Source organism: Mesorhizobium sp. WSM4935, assembly GCF_029625735.1.
GTDB lineage: Bacteria > Pseudomonadota > Alphaproteobacteria > Rhizobiales > Rhizobiaceae > Mesorhizobium.
On sequence record NZ_JARTVR010000032.1, the window covers coordinates 1 to 14,116 of the forward strand.

The following is a 14,116-nucleotide window of genomic DNA, read 5'->3' on the forward strand; positions in this document are numbered from 1 at the left end:
TCGACGCACTCCGGACAAGTAACCTCATGGGCGCGGCATGCAGGATTAACCGAGCCCAGCCGGTCATGAGTGCGGCCGGCGCTCGGCTGCTCGATTTATTTGCGCGATAAGCTCGCGACCATGTCCGCGGAGGTATTCAAACTTAACGCTGCGTCCGGGAGCTCTTGCCCTCCAGTTTGCGACGCTCCCCCGCCCATCCAGTGATCGTTTATTTCGTCGGATAGTTTGACCCGGCTCTACCGAATCGCCGCTTCAGGATCATTCTTTCCGATTTCGTCACGCTCGTATTTCTGCCGCGTCCTACACCGATTGGGCGCGAACAAAACTGAGCGCCTTGGAACCCGAACCCGTGCGTCGTGACCGGGAGCATCCGGGGCGAACTCATCCGCTCGGGGGCATCGCATCACCGGACGGCGACAGGCACGGTCGACCGGCATCTCGGCATCGGCTGGGAATTCGTCCATGGTCTGCATTGGCGACGACGCTTCCTGAGGCCACGTAGCCCTTATGCCAAGCTGGGCGCCCGGGTCGAGCGCGTAATGACGACAATTGCTTCGCTGCAGGTCAAACGCTTTCCGGGCCACCTGCAAAGTCTTCACCCGGCCGTACAGCGCCCAAGACCACTGATGTGATCGACAAGAGCCTTTTTGATAAATCTGCGCTATTCTCCTGTCGCGCACGGACGACCGCGTGGCGAAGAGCAGGGTCCGAGATGAGAGCCCTGCCGCGCAGCTTCTATCGTCGCGCCTCGTTTGCGGCATCCGTGCCTACCCTCTTCGGACCTCGTGGGTTCCAACCGGCGACGAGGCGTGCATAGGCGCCCTCGGCCTGCTCCACCCAGCGGCGCTCTTCTTCCCGGTGGCTCTTTATGTTGTAGGCGTGCGCTCCCTTTTGGCCGCGCACAGCCTTGCTCCCGGCCTTGAGTTCCACATCGCGCAAGCTTCTTGGCATGCAGGGAGGGTCGAGCCCACGCGTAACTCTCGCCCTTCTCAACAGATGACAGATCACGACAGAGAGTTTGCGTGCGGTTGCCACGGCCGCGACATGCTGTCCGCGCCGGGCTCGCACGCCGCAGGGAGAAGGCTCGCAACGGTCCGGGAGCACGAGCGGCCGCCCAGGCCGCCTCGACGAGCATGCCGCGCGCATGACCACGGCCCTGCTTGGTGATCCGCCCATGGTAGGCCGGACCTGGCCGGACTGCTGGACGCTTGGGTTCAACCCGAGATAGGTCACGAGCTTCTGCGGATCGTCGAAGCGCGACACGTCGCCGATCGCCGCCCTTCATCGCCAGCGCGACGGTGATGTCGACGCCGGGAATGGTCATCAGCCGCTTCACGCCTTCATCCTCGAGAGCCGAGCGGACAAGATCGCGTTCGATGACCTGGAGGTCTTCGCCCAATCGGTCGAACTCGCGCAGATGCCCATCGATCGCGAGGCGCTCGTCCTGCGGTACGACCTGCTCGATTAACCAGGTCCGACCCTTGGCGCCGCACAGGTCAGCATGCGGGCAGGACGGATCAGGTGGCTATGAAGGATCGACTGGATGACGCTCTTCAATCGAGATCTCTGTCGGACAATCTGATTGCGCCGTGTCACCTGTCGACGCAGAGCCTGCGTCGGCTCGTCCGCAATCCAGACTTCTGGCAAGAAGCCGCTGGCATAGAGCTGCGCAAGAACGTCGGCGTCGATCGTCGTTTTGATCTTGGCATAGGCAACGATAAACACCTGTTTCGGCTTGGCGATCCCCACCTTCTTCACATGCGGCGCAACCACAGCTGCAGCGGACGTCGCGTTGCCGGTGGCCTCGATCACCCCGACATCGTTCGGCGACAGCTTCGCGGCGAACGCCGCCAGCAGATCGCGCCGCATGTCGACGCGGCCGAGTCGCCTGAGCCTGCCCTCCTCCCATGCCACTGCTTCGGCGAAGGCGCGGTGAATATCCAGTCCGATGATAAGCATGCCCGTTCCTCCTTCTTGGCTCGGTCAAAGACGGGAGCTGGCGGGCAACACGACATCTACTGATCCGCGCTCGCAGCGCATCCGGGAAAGTCGCGAGGGGCGGCCATGTAACGAGCTCGGGCTCTCAGCCCACGGTCTATTGACGGCCTGCCTGCACCTTTGTGCTCCCGGTGCCCCACGTCCCGGATGGGCTCACCATAAGGGCGTTCCAAAACAAGAACAGCAGGACGAGAAGGCACCACAGATCACATACCGGATAGCGGCAAGGCCAAGCGCTTCGTTCAGATAGGCTTGCGCCAATGGGCTTAGGCCGAGCCTACAACAGCTCTCAAAAACGCTGCCGGACTGCTGCATTGGCTCGCCGATACAATTGGCACAGGCCTCACGGCAGCTTAGGATCAAACCGCCCATCAGTCGCCTCGGACTGGAAAGGTGCACCCTATTAGGTTCCACGCCTAGCTAGGTCGGGGCCGCCGAAGACGCTGGTTGATAGACCGGCGCCATCGGCCCGGCGTTTCAAACTGCCAATCTCTGACCTGCACAGTACGAACGATTGCTCGCTTCGGCAGATCACGCGGCTCATATGTCGGACCTTAACGTCATCCATCATAAACTTTTTGCGACAAAAGATTGCAAGAATGCTAAATTGTTAAAGTCGTTTGTTTCGGTTAAAGGCATCCATCCCATGGATGGCTGATGACATGCGTTTCAAAGGACTTGATCTAAATCTCCTCGTTGTGCTCGACGCACTCCTGACGGAGCGTAATCTCTCGGCGGCGGCACGCAGGATTAACCTGAGTCAGCCCGCCATGAGTGCGGCCGTCGCCCGACTGCGCGATTATTTCCGCGATGAACTGTTTACGATAAGAGGTCGCGAAAGATTTCTAACCCCGCGTGCGGCAGCATTTGCCCCCGCAGTTCGCGACGCTCTCCAGCACATCCAGTGCTCGATTATTTCTTCGGATCCGTTTGACCCAGCTCGAGCCGATCGCCTCTTCAGGATCATTCTTTCCGATTTCGTCACGCTCGTGTTTTTCGAAAAGCTTGTGGAGCGTATTTCACGGGAAGCCCCCGCCGTCAGCTTCGAACTGCTGCCTGTCGACGATAGCCCCGATGAGCTTCTCCGGCGCGGTGACGTCGATTTTCTAATTCTACCGGATATGTTCACGTCGAGTGTGCATTCAAGCGTTGCGCTGTTTGACGAGAAGCTCGTGTGCGTAGGCTGTCCCACAAACAAGCAGCTGCCACAGCAGCTTACATTCGAGAGATACATGTCGATGAGGCACGTCGCGGTCAGGTTCGGGCGTACGATGAAGCCGTCTATCGAGGAATGGTTTTTGCTTGAGCATGGCCTTAAGAGACGTGTCGAGGTCGCCGTGCAGGGCTTCAGCATGATTCCACCTATGGTGTCCGGCACAGCTCGTATAGCGACCATGCCCTTACGGCTGGTCAGGCATTTCGAAAAAACGTTCCCCCTGCGGGTTATCGAACTTCCGCTGCCATTTCCCACATTCACCGAGACCCTCCAATGGCCGGCCCTCCACAATAGCGATCCGGCAAGCATCTGGATGCGGGAGATAATGATACAGGAGGCATCTCGGATGGCTGCCCCGCTGTGAACCCACGGAAAATTCAGGCGCACCTATAGTCACTACTCCTGTCACCATCTACTTTGACGACAATAGCCCTCGCCGGATAAAGTCGATGCTGGCGGCAAGTGCGCCTGCGAGATCGTCCAGAGAATGGACTTCCTCGACCAGCTCGAATGAGAAAGGTCCCGCGTAGCCGCCATCCAGCAGCGCCTGAATCTGGCTGCCATTGTCGGAACCTGCAAGAAAGCGATCGGGGTAAATCCAGAAGGTCGGGTCGTTTACGCTTGAAATGTGCACCAGGCCGGTAAGCTCGCAGAACAGGCATGTCTCCCCGGCCAGGGTGTGGTGGAACGTGTCGTGCACGAGGCGAAAGACGGACTGGCCATCAACCGCGGCAACGGCCTCGGCCGCTTCCTTCTTTGATCGAAGCGAGCAGGTTCGGAAACCCAGCGGCTCGATGAGACCGATCAGACCCCGCGACTGGAGGATTGGCTTGATCTCGTTTAGAGCGAAACGAAGATTGTCCTGGCGCTCGCTATTGGTGGGCCACGAGCTGCGGTTGGCCGGCACCAACACGAGCGTCTCCGCCCCGCACGCCGTCGCATAATCGGCGAGGTTGCTTGCCTCGGCCTGACGCGTTGGAGTCCAGTCGTTGAACCGCTGCAAGGCGTTGACAGAGATGATCGTGACGCCCGCTTCGGTAGCGGCCAACCGAACGTCCGCAGCCGGAATGCCGCGTGCGACAGGATTGCTGAAATGAGGGTAACGGATTTGGACGTCGGTCAGGCCTTGGTCACGGGCAAGCGCGAAAAGCGCACTGACGTCAAGGCGGGGCGCCGCCATGTGATCGAGTGCAAAGCGGGGCGATACCTGGCGCATTGCTTGACTTTCCTTCCATGAAGCGCGGCTGCCATTTCGGCATCCGGCTTCTTTCAAGACGGAACCACGCCGGTTCACAGATCGGACAGAGACGGCCGAGTCAATCGAGCTTTCCTTTCATCGGTGAAAGGAAAATGGGCGCTCATGATAGAAATCCATCAAGGTCAAATATTTTCCGGAAGATAAATGTCGAACGGCAGAAATGTCTGCCCCGGGCTCTCCGCGACGCCGGCTTTGATGGCCCGCTCCATTGCCATTATCAGCTCCTGGCAAAGTCGGCGCATTGGCGTGCCGACCGCCATCGTCAAGATGTCATCCGCAAGCGCCCCACGTGACTGCGGCGTCATTTCACTCACGATCGCGACGAGATCCTGACCGCTCCCCTCTTCTCGGAGCGCGGAAATTGCCCCCTCTATCCCCCCGCCGGCCATATAGAAGCCGACGAGCTCTGGTTCCCGCTGCATAAGATCCAGCAATTTTTCGTAAGTGAGCTGCCGTTCATCAAGGTTCACGAGCGCATCAAGCACCTCGAATTTTGGCGCGTTCTCACGAAAATACGCACGAAAGGCCGTTTCCCGCGTCGCATGCGCCTGGAAGCGATGGCTTCCGACAAACACCGCCACCTTGCCGGGCCGTTTTGCGGCCTTGGAAAACACCCAAGCGGCAGTCCGTCCGACCTTGCTGTTGTTGAGGCCGATGTAGCCCTCGCGCACGCCATCGGCGAAGTCGGATAGCAGCGAAAATACCGGGATACCTTTCGCCTTGAGCTCCTCGACTGATGCTGTGATTTTCGGGTGATCGGCCGCCACCATGGCGATCGCCTGGCAGCGGCTCCCAAGGTCCTTAAGAAGCGGGAGCAGGTCACGCGGCAAATGTGACTGCGCGAACTCGATGATCGGAAGGCCGTGGAAGGATTTAGCCATACTGACCGACTCTTCGATCTTGCGAGCGAAATCTTGGTAGAAATCGTGGGTAGGTTTTCTCAAGATGAAGCCCAGCTTGTAGTGCGGCAGGTGCTGCTGCAAGCGCTGTTTGATGAGACCGGCAGCATGATAGCCGATCGCGTGCGCGGCCGCATGGACCCGCTGGGCGGTCTCCTCTCGCACCGGAAGGCGGACGTTCAGAACCCGATCGACTGTTGCTACGCTGACTCCGGCTTCGCGGGCGAGATCGGCTATTGTGACGCGCTTTCCCCTAGCGATTCTGATCGGCCGGTCCTCCATCATCCGGTGCGCTCCCGCGACGGCTTGGGGCGGCAAGCTGAAATAGTTCCCCCACCCCGCGGATAGCGCATTCGACGAACAGCGCTCCATGCGCACCCAGATGAGTCTCCGTGAACCGTTCGTTTGCTTAGGGGCTTCATGGTGTTGTATTACTCACTGCGTTAGTACTCTATTTCCAGCGCTCTTTGGAGGCTGGCAATTCGACTGTTGTGTCAAGGCCGCTACTTACACGTCGCGCTGTTGCGATCTTGCTTGCGGGGAGCCAGTTTGATGTAACCCTAACCGCGGAAAGCGGTTTCCATCCGTGACTGGTCCAATTCGCCTTCCCAGCGAGCGACAACGAGCGATGCCACCGCATTACCGACTAAATTCGTCAGCGCGCGGCATTCCGACATGAAGCGGTCCACGCCAAGAATTAGAGCCATTCCGGCAACGGGAACACTCGGCACGACAGAGAGAGTAGCGGCCAATGTGATGAAGCCGGCGCCGGTGACGCCTGCCGCACCCTTCGAGGAAAGCATCGCAATTAGCAGCAGGAGGATCTGATCGGCAATTGACAAATCTGTGTTCGTCGCCTGGGCGATGAAGAGGGCGGCGATCGTCATGTAGATATTGGTACCGTCCAGATTGAATGAGTATCCAGTAGGGATGACGAGACTTACGACCGAACGGGCGGCGCCGGCCTTCTCCATCTTCTCCATTAGCGAGGGCAGCGCGGCCTCCGAGGAGGACGTTGCCAGGACAAGCAGCAGCTCGTCCTTGATGTAGCGGACGAGAGAAAAGATCGAGAAGCCGTTGTAGCGGCAGACCGCGCCGAGAACCCCGAACACGAAGAGGAAGGCGGTAAGATAGAACGTCGCGACCAGTATCGCGAGGTTGGCCACCGAACCGATTCCGTATTTGCCGATCGTAAAGGCCATTGCGCCGAAGGCGCCGATGGGTGCAGCCTTCATCAGAATGCCGACGAGCTTAAAAATGGGGGCGGTAAGCGCCTGGAGAAAGGTAACGACCGGCCTGCTCGTCTCTCCGGTCATCGCCAAAGCAATGCCGAACAGGACCGAGAAGAACAGGACTTGCAGGATGTCGCCTTCCGCGAAGGCACTGGCAATCGTTGACGGGATGATGTTCATCAGGAAGCTGGTCACGGACTGCTCGTGAGCCGTGGCCACATAGCCCTTAACGGCTTGGACATCGAGCGAGGCCGGATCGATGTTGAGGCCGGCGCCAGGTTGAACGATATTCGCGACAATCAGTCCGACAACGAGTGCAAGTGTCGAGAAGGTGAGGAAATAAACCATCGCCTTGGCGGCAACTCGGCCGACCTTCTGCAGATCGCTCATGCCGGCAATGCCGGTCGCAATTGTCAGGAAGATGACAGGTGCGATAATCATCTTGACGACTTTGATGAAGGCATCGCCGAGCGGCTTCAGGCTCTGGCCGGTTTCCGGATAGAGGTAGCCAATTGCGGCTCCCAGGACTATGGCGGCAAGCACCTGCACGTAGGTCCGGGCAAAATGGGGCTTGCGGGGCGCTGCGATCGCGCGGGGGACTCTTGGAACCAACACCGTTTCTCTCTCCCTGACCGGATCGGGGTGGGGGCTCCTCCTTCTCCCATGCTGCGCTCCGGTCGAGCGCTGCTGTCATCTCGGAGCAAGCGCCGTGCCAACTGGAGGCCTGTCCCGTCCAGCGAGATTGGTGCGGGTTGCGCACTGGAACCCTCCACCTTTGCCGGAATTTGCACTCAAGGCTCGCCAAAGATCGCGTCTGAAGAAGTGCTTCGCCAGAGAGGGAATTGACCAGGTCGCCTTGCGGCCGTGTCTTTGATGTCTGCCGCAGATCGACTGCCGGCCGATATCTCTGTCGTCTTGGTGACTTTGGTTTGTCAGTTTTGCGACGGAATGCGCGCAAACTGCAGGATATCCTACACGCCCATCAGAGCACGCGGTACAAGCGATTAAGCGTAGGAGCGCATTGAATCTCCGAGGTCAAAAAATCTTGAATAAGGTCCCCGTGCGAAGTGAATCCGCAACTCGTCAAAGTTCTCCACCGTTTGATCCAGCGGTCGCGTTTCCTGGCGCTGCAGGATGGCGTTATCTGATGGCTCAAGCGCTGGAACGCCCAGGAAATCCCAAACCGCTCCCAGGCATTGGGCAGGTTCGTGAAGTAGGCTCTCGTATTCCATTACAAGCAGGTTGGTCGACGTGAAGGAGTCCATAACGCGAGCGTGAAAATCGTCGGCGGCTTTGAAATAAGCCTCACAGTCGGCGATTGACAACCTGACGCTCGGTGGCCGAGCGGTATCGTTGTCCCAGCTGAACTTCAGCCAGTGACCGCTTTCCCTGGCCTGCACAAAGGATCGGAGCGATTCCAATACGTTTCGGCGAACAACAAGGATGACCTTGAGTGCTGGCCAACGAGCCAGTTCCGCAAAGAATGCGGGACGCTCGCGAAACTGAGGTTCATTGATCTTGCATCCAAGATGCGTCACATTCTTGTAGTCGCGCATAGGGCAGCGCACATAGGCAAGCTCAAGAAGCTCGCGATCCGTGCCTAGCAGGCGATCAGTGCTGGGCCAATTGGGATCATATTCGTTTAGCAACTCACCGTTACTCAAAACGGTCGGATGCTCGTTTAGCAATTCTTCTAAATAGTGTGTTCCGGTCCTTGGCATAGCAAGGATCACAAAAGGCTCAAGAGTTGCTTCGTTGTGGGTCATTGCATGTGTATCCAACTAAATAATGGCCGCGACGGTCTGTGGACGCGCACAAGAAGCTTGGCTGCTATCGATTGAACGCTCCGGGTGGGTCCGCGCCTCACCATCCAGCCTGTTCTTCGAGGTGTGGTCGCGAAGCTGGGCGGGTGCCTGCAGCGGCTGGGTGGCGCCCGGCTTCGGCGTTGTACCACTCGCGATTCCTAGCATACGCATGCCTCCGGGCCGCTGTGGGCAGTTTGCATCCGGCATTGCGGACCTCCTTCTGGTTAATGGGTGTAAGCAAGCGTCAACGCATTAGTCGTCGATGAAACAGTCCAGCCGACAGAAAAAAAGGCAATACAGCGAACATGCAAAGTGCGCCTATATGCAGCCCTACATTGTCGCCCAGGCGGCCGAGCATCACCGGACGGATTAGCTCGATAGAATTCGCCAGGGGCGAGAAGGCCGCAATCTGCTGAAACACTCCTGGCAATTGGCCGACTGGAAAAACCGCGCCCGAAAGGAACAGCATGGGTGTGATGACAAGCGTCTGATAGAAAATAAAATAGTGATAACTGGGCGCGAGCGCGATGACGAGCATGGCCAGGCTCGCAAAGGCGAATCCGGTGAGAGCGACGACCGGTAGCACGTAGAGAACCGACGTCCACGCGGCATAACCTAGCGCGGCCGCAACAATCGCAATTGTCGTACCGGCCAGAAAAGCCTTTGTGGCTGCCCAGGTCAATTCACCGAGAACGATGTCGCCGAGGGTAAGTTGTGTGTGCAGGATTGCTTCCCAAGTGCCCTGATCGCGCATTCGACCGAAAACCGCGTAAATTGTTTCGAAGGTTGATGCTGTCATCGCGCTCGTCGCAACCATGCCGGCTGCCAGAAAGGCGATGTAGGATGCACCTTCGATGCGGCCTACCAACAGTCCAAGGCCAGTGCCGAGCCCGAAAAGGTAAATCATCGGATCAGCAAGGGTGCCGAGCATTGAAGCAAATGCCACCTTCTTCCATGCCAGATGATTGCGGCGCCACACCGCCATCCAGTTCCAGGCGTTGGCGGGTAGAGCGGCCGCAAAACGTTCACCCATTGCTCACTTCTCCATCTCACGTCCGGTTAACCGCAAGAAAACGTCCTCCAGACTGGGTGGACGCTCTAGAATACGCAGACCCGCTCGACCGCGAAGCTGGATGCGCACATCCTCCGGCTCAGGCGCATAGCAAAAGAGCGTCTCGCCGCTTACCTCGACACGCTGAACGTACGGTCTGATCAGCGAAATCAGCTCCTGTGGATTACCGCCGAAGATCTCGATCACGTTGCACCCAATGTACTCGTCGATCAGCGCATGAGGACTGCCCTCGGCGATCTTGCGTCCCCGCTCGAGAACACACAGCCGATCACAAAGCCGCTCAGCCTCTTCCATGAAATGGGTGGTCAAAATGATCGTTTTTCCGCTCGCCAGCAGGAAACGAAGTCGCTCCCAGATCAGATGGCGGGCATGCGGGTCGAGGCCGGTCGTGGGCTCATCCATCACAAGCAACTGGGGGTCGTTGATCAGAGCACGTGCCAGCGTCAGGCGCCGCTTCATCCCGCCGGATAGCAGGCCGACACGTGAATCCGCCTTGCTCTCAAGGCGAGCGAACTCGAGCAGCCGTGGGATGACGGCGTTGATCTCTCTTGTACTCATGCCGAAGTAGCGCCCGAACACCAACAGGTTCTCACGTACCGTAAATTCCAGGTCGAGATTGTCGAACTGCGGGACCACGCCTATGCCCTTGCGGGCCAAGCGGCTGCGTGCCGGCACTGGTAGACCGAGGACTGTTATATCACCCGCGTCAGGCCGGGTCATACCGAGGAGCATACGCGCAATCGTGCTCTTGCCTGCGCCGTTAGGCCCCAGCAGACCGAAGCACTCTCCCGATGCAACGGTGAAGGACAGCCCGTCCACAACGAGCTTGTTTCCGAATAATTTGGTTACGCCGGTAAGGTCGATTGCTACATTGGACATGCGTCTATCTCAAGCGGAATGAGTCCGATTGGCCACCGGCAGCTTACTTGCGAATTCTGGTTCAGAGCAGGCCACCGCCTTGAGATGACACCTTTGGAAAGTCGCGGCCGGAGCGACGTGTGTATCGCTTCCGCCAAAGAATAACGTCAAGATGCCACGTGTCGCTTCCACATAGTCCCCGTTCTGACCATAGGTAACTCGACAAGCTTCACCCCGTGTCGACTGACACAACTTACTCGGTCACTCGGCGCTGCAAGGCCGTCAGACTTCACTAGCTGTGAGCGAAAGATCTGCAGTATGAAGTGACTCCGCAATTCCAGAATTGCCCGCAGCATTTGCTCCGCCAAGCGGCATCGCGCTTGTGATTTCCTTTGTGCTGCTGTTGGGCAGGGGAACACTTTTACGCGACAGCCAATCGCTATTGCTCAATGTACACAGGGCGTAAGCCTTCAAGGGGATCAACAGGAATATCCTGATTAACGCGTGCATTGAATAGCCGATGAATCGAAGCTGCCGAGTGCGGAAAGATAACACCGTAGATCTGATTATGGTCATCGTGACAATAGCCAGCACCGTCCACCAATTTACTGTATGTGAAAATAGTAACTCACCGAGCGCCGTTACTACCGCGATGCCGAGCAACAATGGGCCGAGATTCTCTCCCATCACATCCAAAGTTAGATAGCGATCCAGGCCACGCAGTAGACCTCGCGCAAGCATCGTGTCCCGGAAAGTGCTTCGTGCCCAGCGGAGTTGTTGGCGCAAATAAGGTCCCATCTTGTCCGGAACGACTGTCGCCGCGACGGCACCTGGAACGTACTCGGTTCGAAAGCCTGCTTTCAGCATGAGGATCGTAAGATGACGGTCTTCACCGAAGTCGCTTGGTTTCCCCCTGAACAGCTGCGTCTCGTATTGATCCAGCAGAGAAAGGAGACAAGACCGGCGGTACATTGCACATGGGCCGCAGCAGCACATGACCGCACCAAAGCGACCTTGCGCCGCGCGCTCCTCATTGCAAGCCAGCCAGTATTCCATATCGATCAATCGGGTCAACCAAGTGTCGCTGCGGTTGTATGCCGTCAGCTGGCCCATGGCCGCTCCGACCATGGAATCCCGCATTTTTACTGCAAGCTTCGTGATGACGTCGGACGCAAGTGTCGTGTCAGAGTCGACGCTGAGCACGAAATCTCCAGATGAGCGGCGGATGGCGGCGATCTGCGCCTTGCGTTTGCCAACATTTTCGCGGAGCAGAATGAAATTGAATCTCGGGTCGCCCTCGTAGGCGTGATGTACCGGGATGACGGCATTACGATTTCCAGAACCGTCGTCAACCAGATAGACCTGAAATGTTCCGGAGTAATCTTGATTTGCAATGGAAGCTAAACACGCCGCGAGTGTGCGCGGGTCCTCATTGTAGCAGGGGATAATGACATCCACGCTCGGCCAACGGTCGGATCCGAACAAGCTTTCCGACGGCGGCGTAACATTTTCCGGTTGGGAGTAGACCGCTTGCATGCCTCTGTAAACAGTCGAGAGCACCGCATAAGACGAAACGGCAACAGTACTGGCTGTGGTGAGAAGGTCCATAGGATCTCTGTTTGTTCAGGGATGTTGAGGAAGTGATCGGATTACAAATCCGCGGCCGTGCAATTCTGGAATTAGGCGTGACAACGCTGTCACCGTCTGGTCGCGCAGACTGGCTTGATTGCCTGGTTGCAATTCGTCGGGAGCGCACCCGTCGTGCAACAGCACGATTGCGCCCGGCCGGATATCGGCGAGCACTCTGTCGACGATGGCGTCAACGCCGGGGCGAGACCAGTCGCGTGGATCAATGGACCAATGGACGGGCGCCAATGCCTCACCCGCTAATGCAGCGATTACTTCTTCGGTCCAGATGCCATAGGGTGCACGAAAGTACCGAACCATGGCCTGCGGGCAAGCCATCCCTATGACTCTGTTTGCCTCAACTATCTGGCAGTCGACTTCGACGGACCCGCATTTAGCTAGGTCCGGATGAGTCATCGTGTGGTTGGCTATACCGTGGCCGTCTGTAATAATTCGGCGAACGAGTTCCGGCTCGTCGGCCGCGTAGGCCCCAACAACGAAGAAGGTCGCCGGCACCTGATGTTGCGCCAGCACATTGAGTATCTGCGGTGTGAAAAATGAATTGGGACCGTCGTCAAACGTCAGATAGACGCTGCGCTCTGCAATGCGATCGGCATTGTCACTCTGCCCTTCGCATATGTAGTCCAGAGGCTTCATAGTTCCGGACCGTTCCGGTCGATCAGGGTACCAGACGGCCACTCGTCCATCGAGCGTCCGATCGGCGAAACCAACACGAGTACGTCTTCCAGGCGCGTGGGCGGCAGGTCGGGATGCACATCTGGACGGGTCGACCGTACGCGAACGCCCGACACAATGTTCGCGAGGCCGGCTCTGCAGAATCTTTCGACATGGTTTCGCAGCGCGTGCCGAACCGTGCCGAAAGCGAATGGAACACCCAACTGATGGAGCACTGGGTACGCCACGCGCATCGAAAAACCGATTCCGAGCCCTTCAAGATCCGGACGAACCGCGTACAGGCCCAATTCAGCGACGATCAAGTCGACCTCGCCAACTTTGATGAAGCGCCGCAGCATGCCGATGTGAGCCGCTACCCCATGCGCGTCGTAGCCGATTGCGCGGAATTCCGGCCTCGCGCCGGCCCAACTGCGGCCGCCTTCGAATGGCTCCGCGTTGAAGGCGCCAGTCCGTCCATAGGTCTTTCGAAAAAAGTCGGAGAGTTCGACATGGTCGGCCAGTTGCAGCTCATTTTCCCAGCACAACTTCCACTCGACATTCGGACGCATGGAAGACCTCACCTTGTAGCTGTCTGGTTGAGATAAATGTCCAAGCATTGATTAAATAATTGGCGTCGCGCCAACGGGGCGTAACTTGTGGGGACCGCCGAAAGACCAAGCCGCAATGCAGATGCGACTGACTTTGTACGCCCCGCACACCAGATGATGCTCCTCAGATCCAACGCAACCATCGGAACTACCTATCTTTCCAACTTGAAGCGCTTCTATGGGACCTGCAGCAAAAACGGTAAAATCCTTTGTTTAGATGAAAGGTATCCACGCTTTGGATAACTGGGCGAATGCGTTCCATATGGCTGGTCAATTATCGTCGTCACGCTCGAGGCACTTCTGACGAAGCGCAAAGCTCACGCCCGCGGCACGCGCGGCCGTTGCCGGGCCGCGCGATTATCTCCGTAAGAGCCGAGTGGAGCTCAGACACGACGATTGATCAGAATCTGATTCGCGGGTTCAGTATCTCTTTCGTGTATCCAGCTCTGGGCTGTCCTTTGGCGGGAGTTAGGTTCGCCCAGGTTCTGAGCCTGGGGCGTTGGCCCGTTCGCCGCGCAGGCTCCTTCGCACATCGTCGAGGCCGAGAAAGAGGGGCCACACAGCTCCCCCTGTACTTTCCACCACCCGACACCAGCGCTCACCCAGGGCGCCGGCCTTGCTCACCTCAACGGATAGCGCACTCGCGCCGCTTCACGATTAAAAGAATTCTACAAGCAAGATGCCTGTTTGATCGAGAGACGTCCGCTGCCAATTCCCGCATCGCAGAGGCAGCCAATAGCGCTCGCTTTACATAGTGGTCCGGCAAGCAGCTAGATACGACAGGTGACCTCAAATGAGGCGTCTTGCATGGCTTCTACACCTGCCTGAATGCCAGAACTGCGTTCGTACCGCCCATGGCGAAGGCGTTG

12 protein-coding genes are annotated in these 14,116 nt (G+C 58.0%); 1 reads left to right on the top strand and 11 read right to left on the bottom strand.

Annotation, left to right across the window (positions count from 1 at the left end; genetic code table 11):
• Positions 1-661 precede the first annotated feature (661 nt).
• Together P9273_RS32490 and P9273_RS32495 are read right to left on the bottom strand one after the other, a co-directional pair.
• The gene (locus P9273_RS32490) at positions 662-1,324 is read right to left on the bottom strand and encodes a hypothetical protein (RefSeq protein WP_365970300.1); all 663 of its coding nucleotides are present in this window, start codon (positions 1,322-1,324) and stop codon (positions 662-664) included.
• Between the two features lie 140 nt (positions 1,325-1,464).
• The gene (locus tag P9273_RS32495) at positions 1,465-1,959 is read right to left on the bottom strand and encodes an IS110 family transposase (protein ID WP_095769983.1); all 495 of its coding nucleotides are present in this window, start codon (positions 1,957-1,959) and stop codon (positions 1,465-1,467) included.
• Between the two features lie 701 nt (positions 1,960-2,660).
• Between P9273_RS32495 and P9273_RS31750 the strand changes: the two genes are divergently transcribed.
• The gene (locus P9273_RS31750; RefSeq protein ID WP_063170390.1) at positions 2,661-3,578 is read left to right on the top strand and encodes a LysR family transcriptional regulator; all 918 of its coding nucleotides are present in this window, start codon (positions 2,661-2,663) and stop codon (positions 3,576-3,578) included.
• Positions 3,579-3,626: 48 nt separating this feature from the next.
• On the opposite strand, the gene P9273_RS31755 is transcribed toward P9273_RS31750, so the two are convergent.
• From P9273_RS31755 to P9273_RS31795, 9 genes are all read right to left on the bottom strand, one after another.
• Complete coding sequence (locus tag P9273_RS31755) at positions 3,627-4,430, bottom strand: TIM barrel protein (RefSeq protein WP_063169395.1); 804 nt, start codon at positions 4,428-4,430, stop codon at positions 3,627-3,629.
• 164 nt (positions 4,431-4,594) lie between these two features.
• The gene (locus tag P9273_RS31760) at positions 4,595-5,656 is read right to left on the bottom strand and encodes a LacI family DNA-binding transcriptional regulator (RefSeq protein WP_051695606.1); all 1,062 of its coding nucleotides are present in this window, start codon (positions 5,654-5,656) and stop codon (positions 4,595-4,597) included.
• A gap of 275 nt (positions 5,657-5,931) precedes the next feature.
• Positions 5,932-7,218: a dicarboxylate/amino acid:cation symporter gene (locus tag P9273_RS31765; RefSeq protein ID WP_063169396.1), complete on the bottom strand. Its 1,287-nt coding sequence runs from the start codon at positions 7,216-7,218 to the stop codon at positions 5,932-5,934.
• A 389-nt stretch (positions 7,219-7,607) separates the two neighbouring features.
• The gene (locus P9273_RS31770) at positions 7,608-8,369 is read right to left on the bottom strand and encodes a sulfotransferase domain-containing protein (RefSeq protein ID WP_063169397.1); all 762 of its coding nucleotides are present in this window, start codon (positions 8,367-8,369) and stop codon (positions 7,608-7,610) included.
• A gap of 283 nt (positions 8,370-8,652) precedes the next feature.
• Positions 8,653-9,441, bottom strand: coding sequence for an ABC transporter permease (locus P9273_RS31775; protein ID WP_063169398.1), 789 nt, complete (start codon positions 9,439-9,441; stop codon positions 8,653-8,655).
• A gap of 3 nt (positions 9,442-9,444) precedes the next feature.
• Positions 9,445-10,359: a nodulation factor ABC transporter ATP-binding protein NodI gene (gene nodI / locus P9273_RS31780; RefSeq protein WP_024505873.1), complete on the bottom strand. Its 915-nt coding sequence runs from the start codon at positions 10,357-10,359 to the stop codon at positions 9,445-9,447.
• A 261-nt stretch (positions 10,360-10,620) separates the two neighbouring features.
• A complete protein-coding gene (nodC, locus tag P9273_RS31785) occupies positions 10,621-11,946 on the bottom strand; it encodes a chitooligosaccharide synthase NodC (RefSeq protein WP_063169399.1) in 1,326 nt (441 codons plus the stop codon).
• A gap of 15 nt (positions 11,947-11,961) precedes the next feature.
• A complete protein-coding gene (gene nodB, locus P9273_RS31790) occupies positions 11,962-12,621 on the bottom strand; it encodes a chitooligosaccharide deacetylase NodB (protein ID WP_063169400.1) in 660 nt (219 codons plus the stop codon).
• Positions 12,618-13,208 (bottom strand): NodA family N-acyltransferase, encoded by a 591-nt coding sequence (locus P9273_RS31795; RefSeq protein WP_063169401.1) that lies wholly within the window; start codon positions 13,206-13,208, stop codon positions 12,618-12,620. The genes nodB and P9273_RS31795 overlap by 4 nt, the downstream gene beginning before the upstream one ends.
• Positions 13,209-14,116 lie beyond the last annotated feature (908 nt).

Excerpts from the sequence above, each read along its gene's own strand:
- P9273_RS31755 (WP_063169395.1), bottom strand. The coding sequence starts at position 4,430 with ATGCGCCAGGTATCGCCCCGCTTTGCACTCGATCACATGGCGGCGCCC.
- P9273_RS32495 (WP_095769983.1), bottom strand. The coding sequence starts at position 1,959 with ATGCTTATCATCGGACTGGATATTCACCGCGCCTTCGCCGAAGCAGTG.
- nodI (WP_024505873.1), bottom strand. The coding sequence starts at position 10,359 with ATGTCCAATGTAGCAATCGACCTTACCGGCGTAACCAAATTATTCGGA.
- P9273_RS31760 (WP_051695606.1), bottom strand. The coding sequence starts at position 5,656 with ATGATGGAGGACCGGCCGATCAGAATCGCTAGGGGAAAGCGCGTCACA.
- P9273_RS31750 (WP_063170390.1), top strand. The coding sequence starts at position 2,661 with ATGCGTTTCAAAGGACTTGATCTAAATCTCCTCGTTGTGCTCGACGCA.
- P9273_RS31775 (WP_063169398.1), bottom strand. The coding sequence starts at position 9,441 with ATGGGTGAACGTTTTGCGGCCGCTCTACCCGCCAACGCCTGGAACTGG.
- P9273_RS31770 (WP_063169397.1), bottom strand. The coding sequence starts at position 8,369 with ATGACCCACAACGAAGCAACTCTTGAGCCTTTTGTGATCCTTGCTATG.
- nodC (WP_063169399.1), bottom strand. The coding sequence starts at position 11,946 with ATGGACCTTCTCACCACAGCCAGTACTGTTGCCGTTTCGTCTTATGCG.
- nodB (WP_063169400.1), bottom strand. The coding sequence starts at position 12,621 with ATGAAGCCTCTGGACTACATATGCGAAGGGCAGAGTGACAATGCCGAT.
- P9273_RS32490 (WP_365970300.1), bottom strand. The coding sequence starts at position 1,324 with ATGACCATTCCCGGCGTCGACATCACCGTCGCGCTGGCGATGAAGGGC.
- P9273_RS31795 (WP_063169401.1), bottom strand. The coding sequence starts at position 13,208 with ATGCGTCCGAATGTCGAGTGGAAGTTGTGCTGGGAAAATGAGCTGCAA.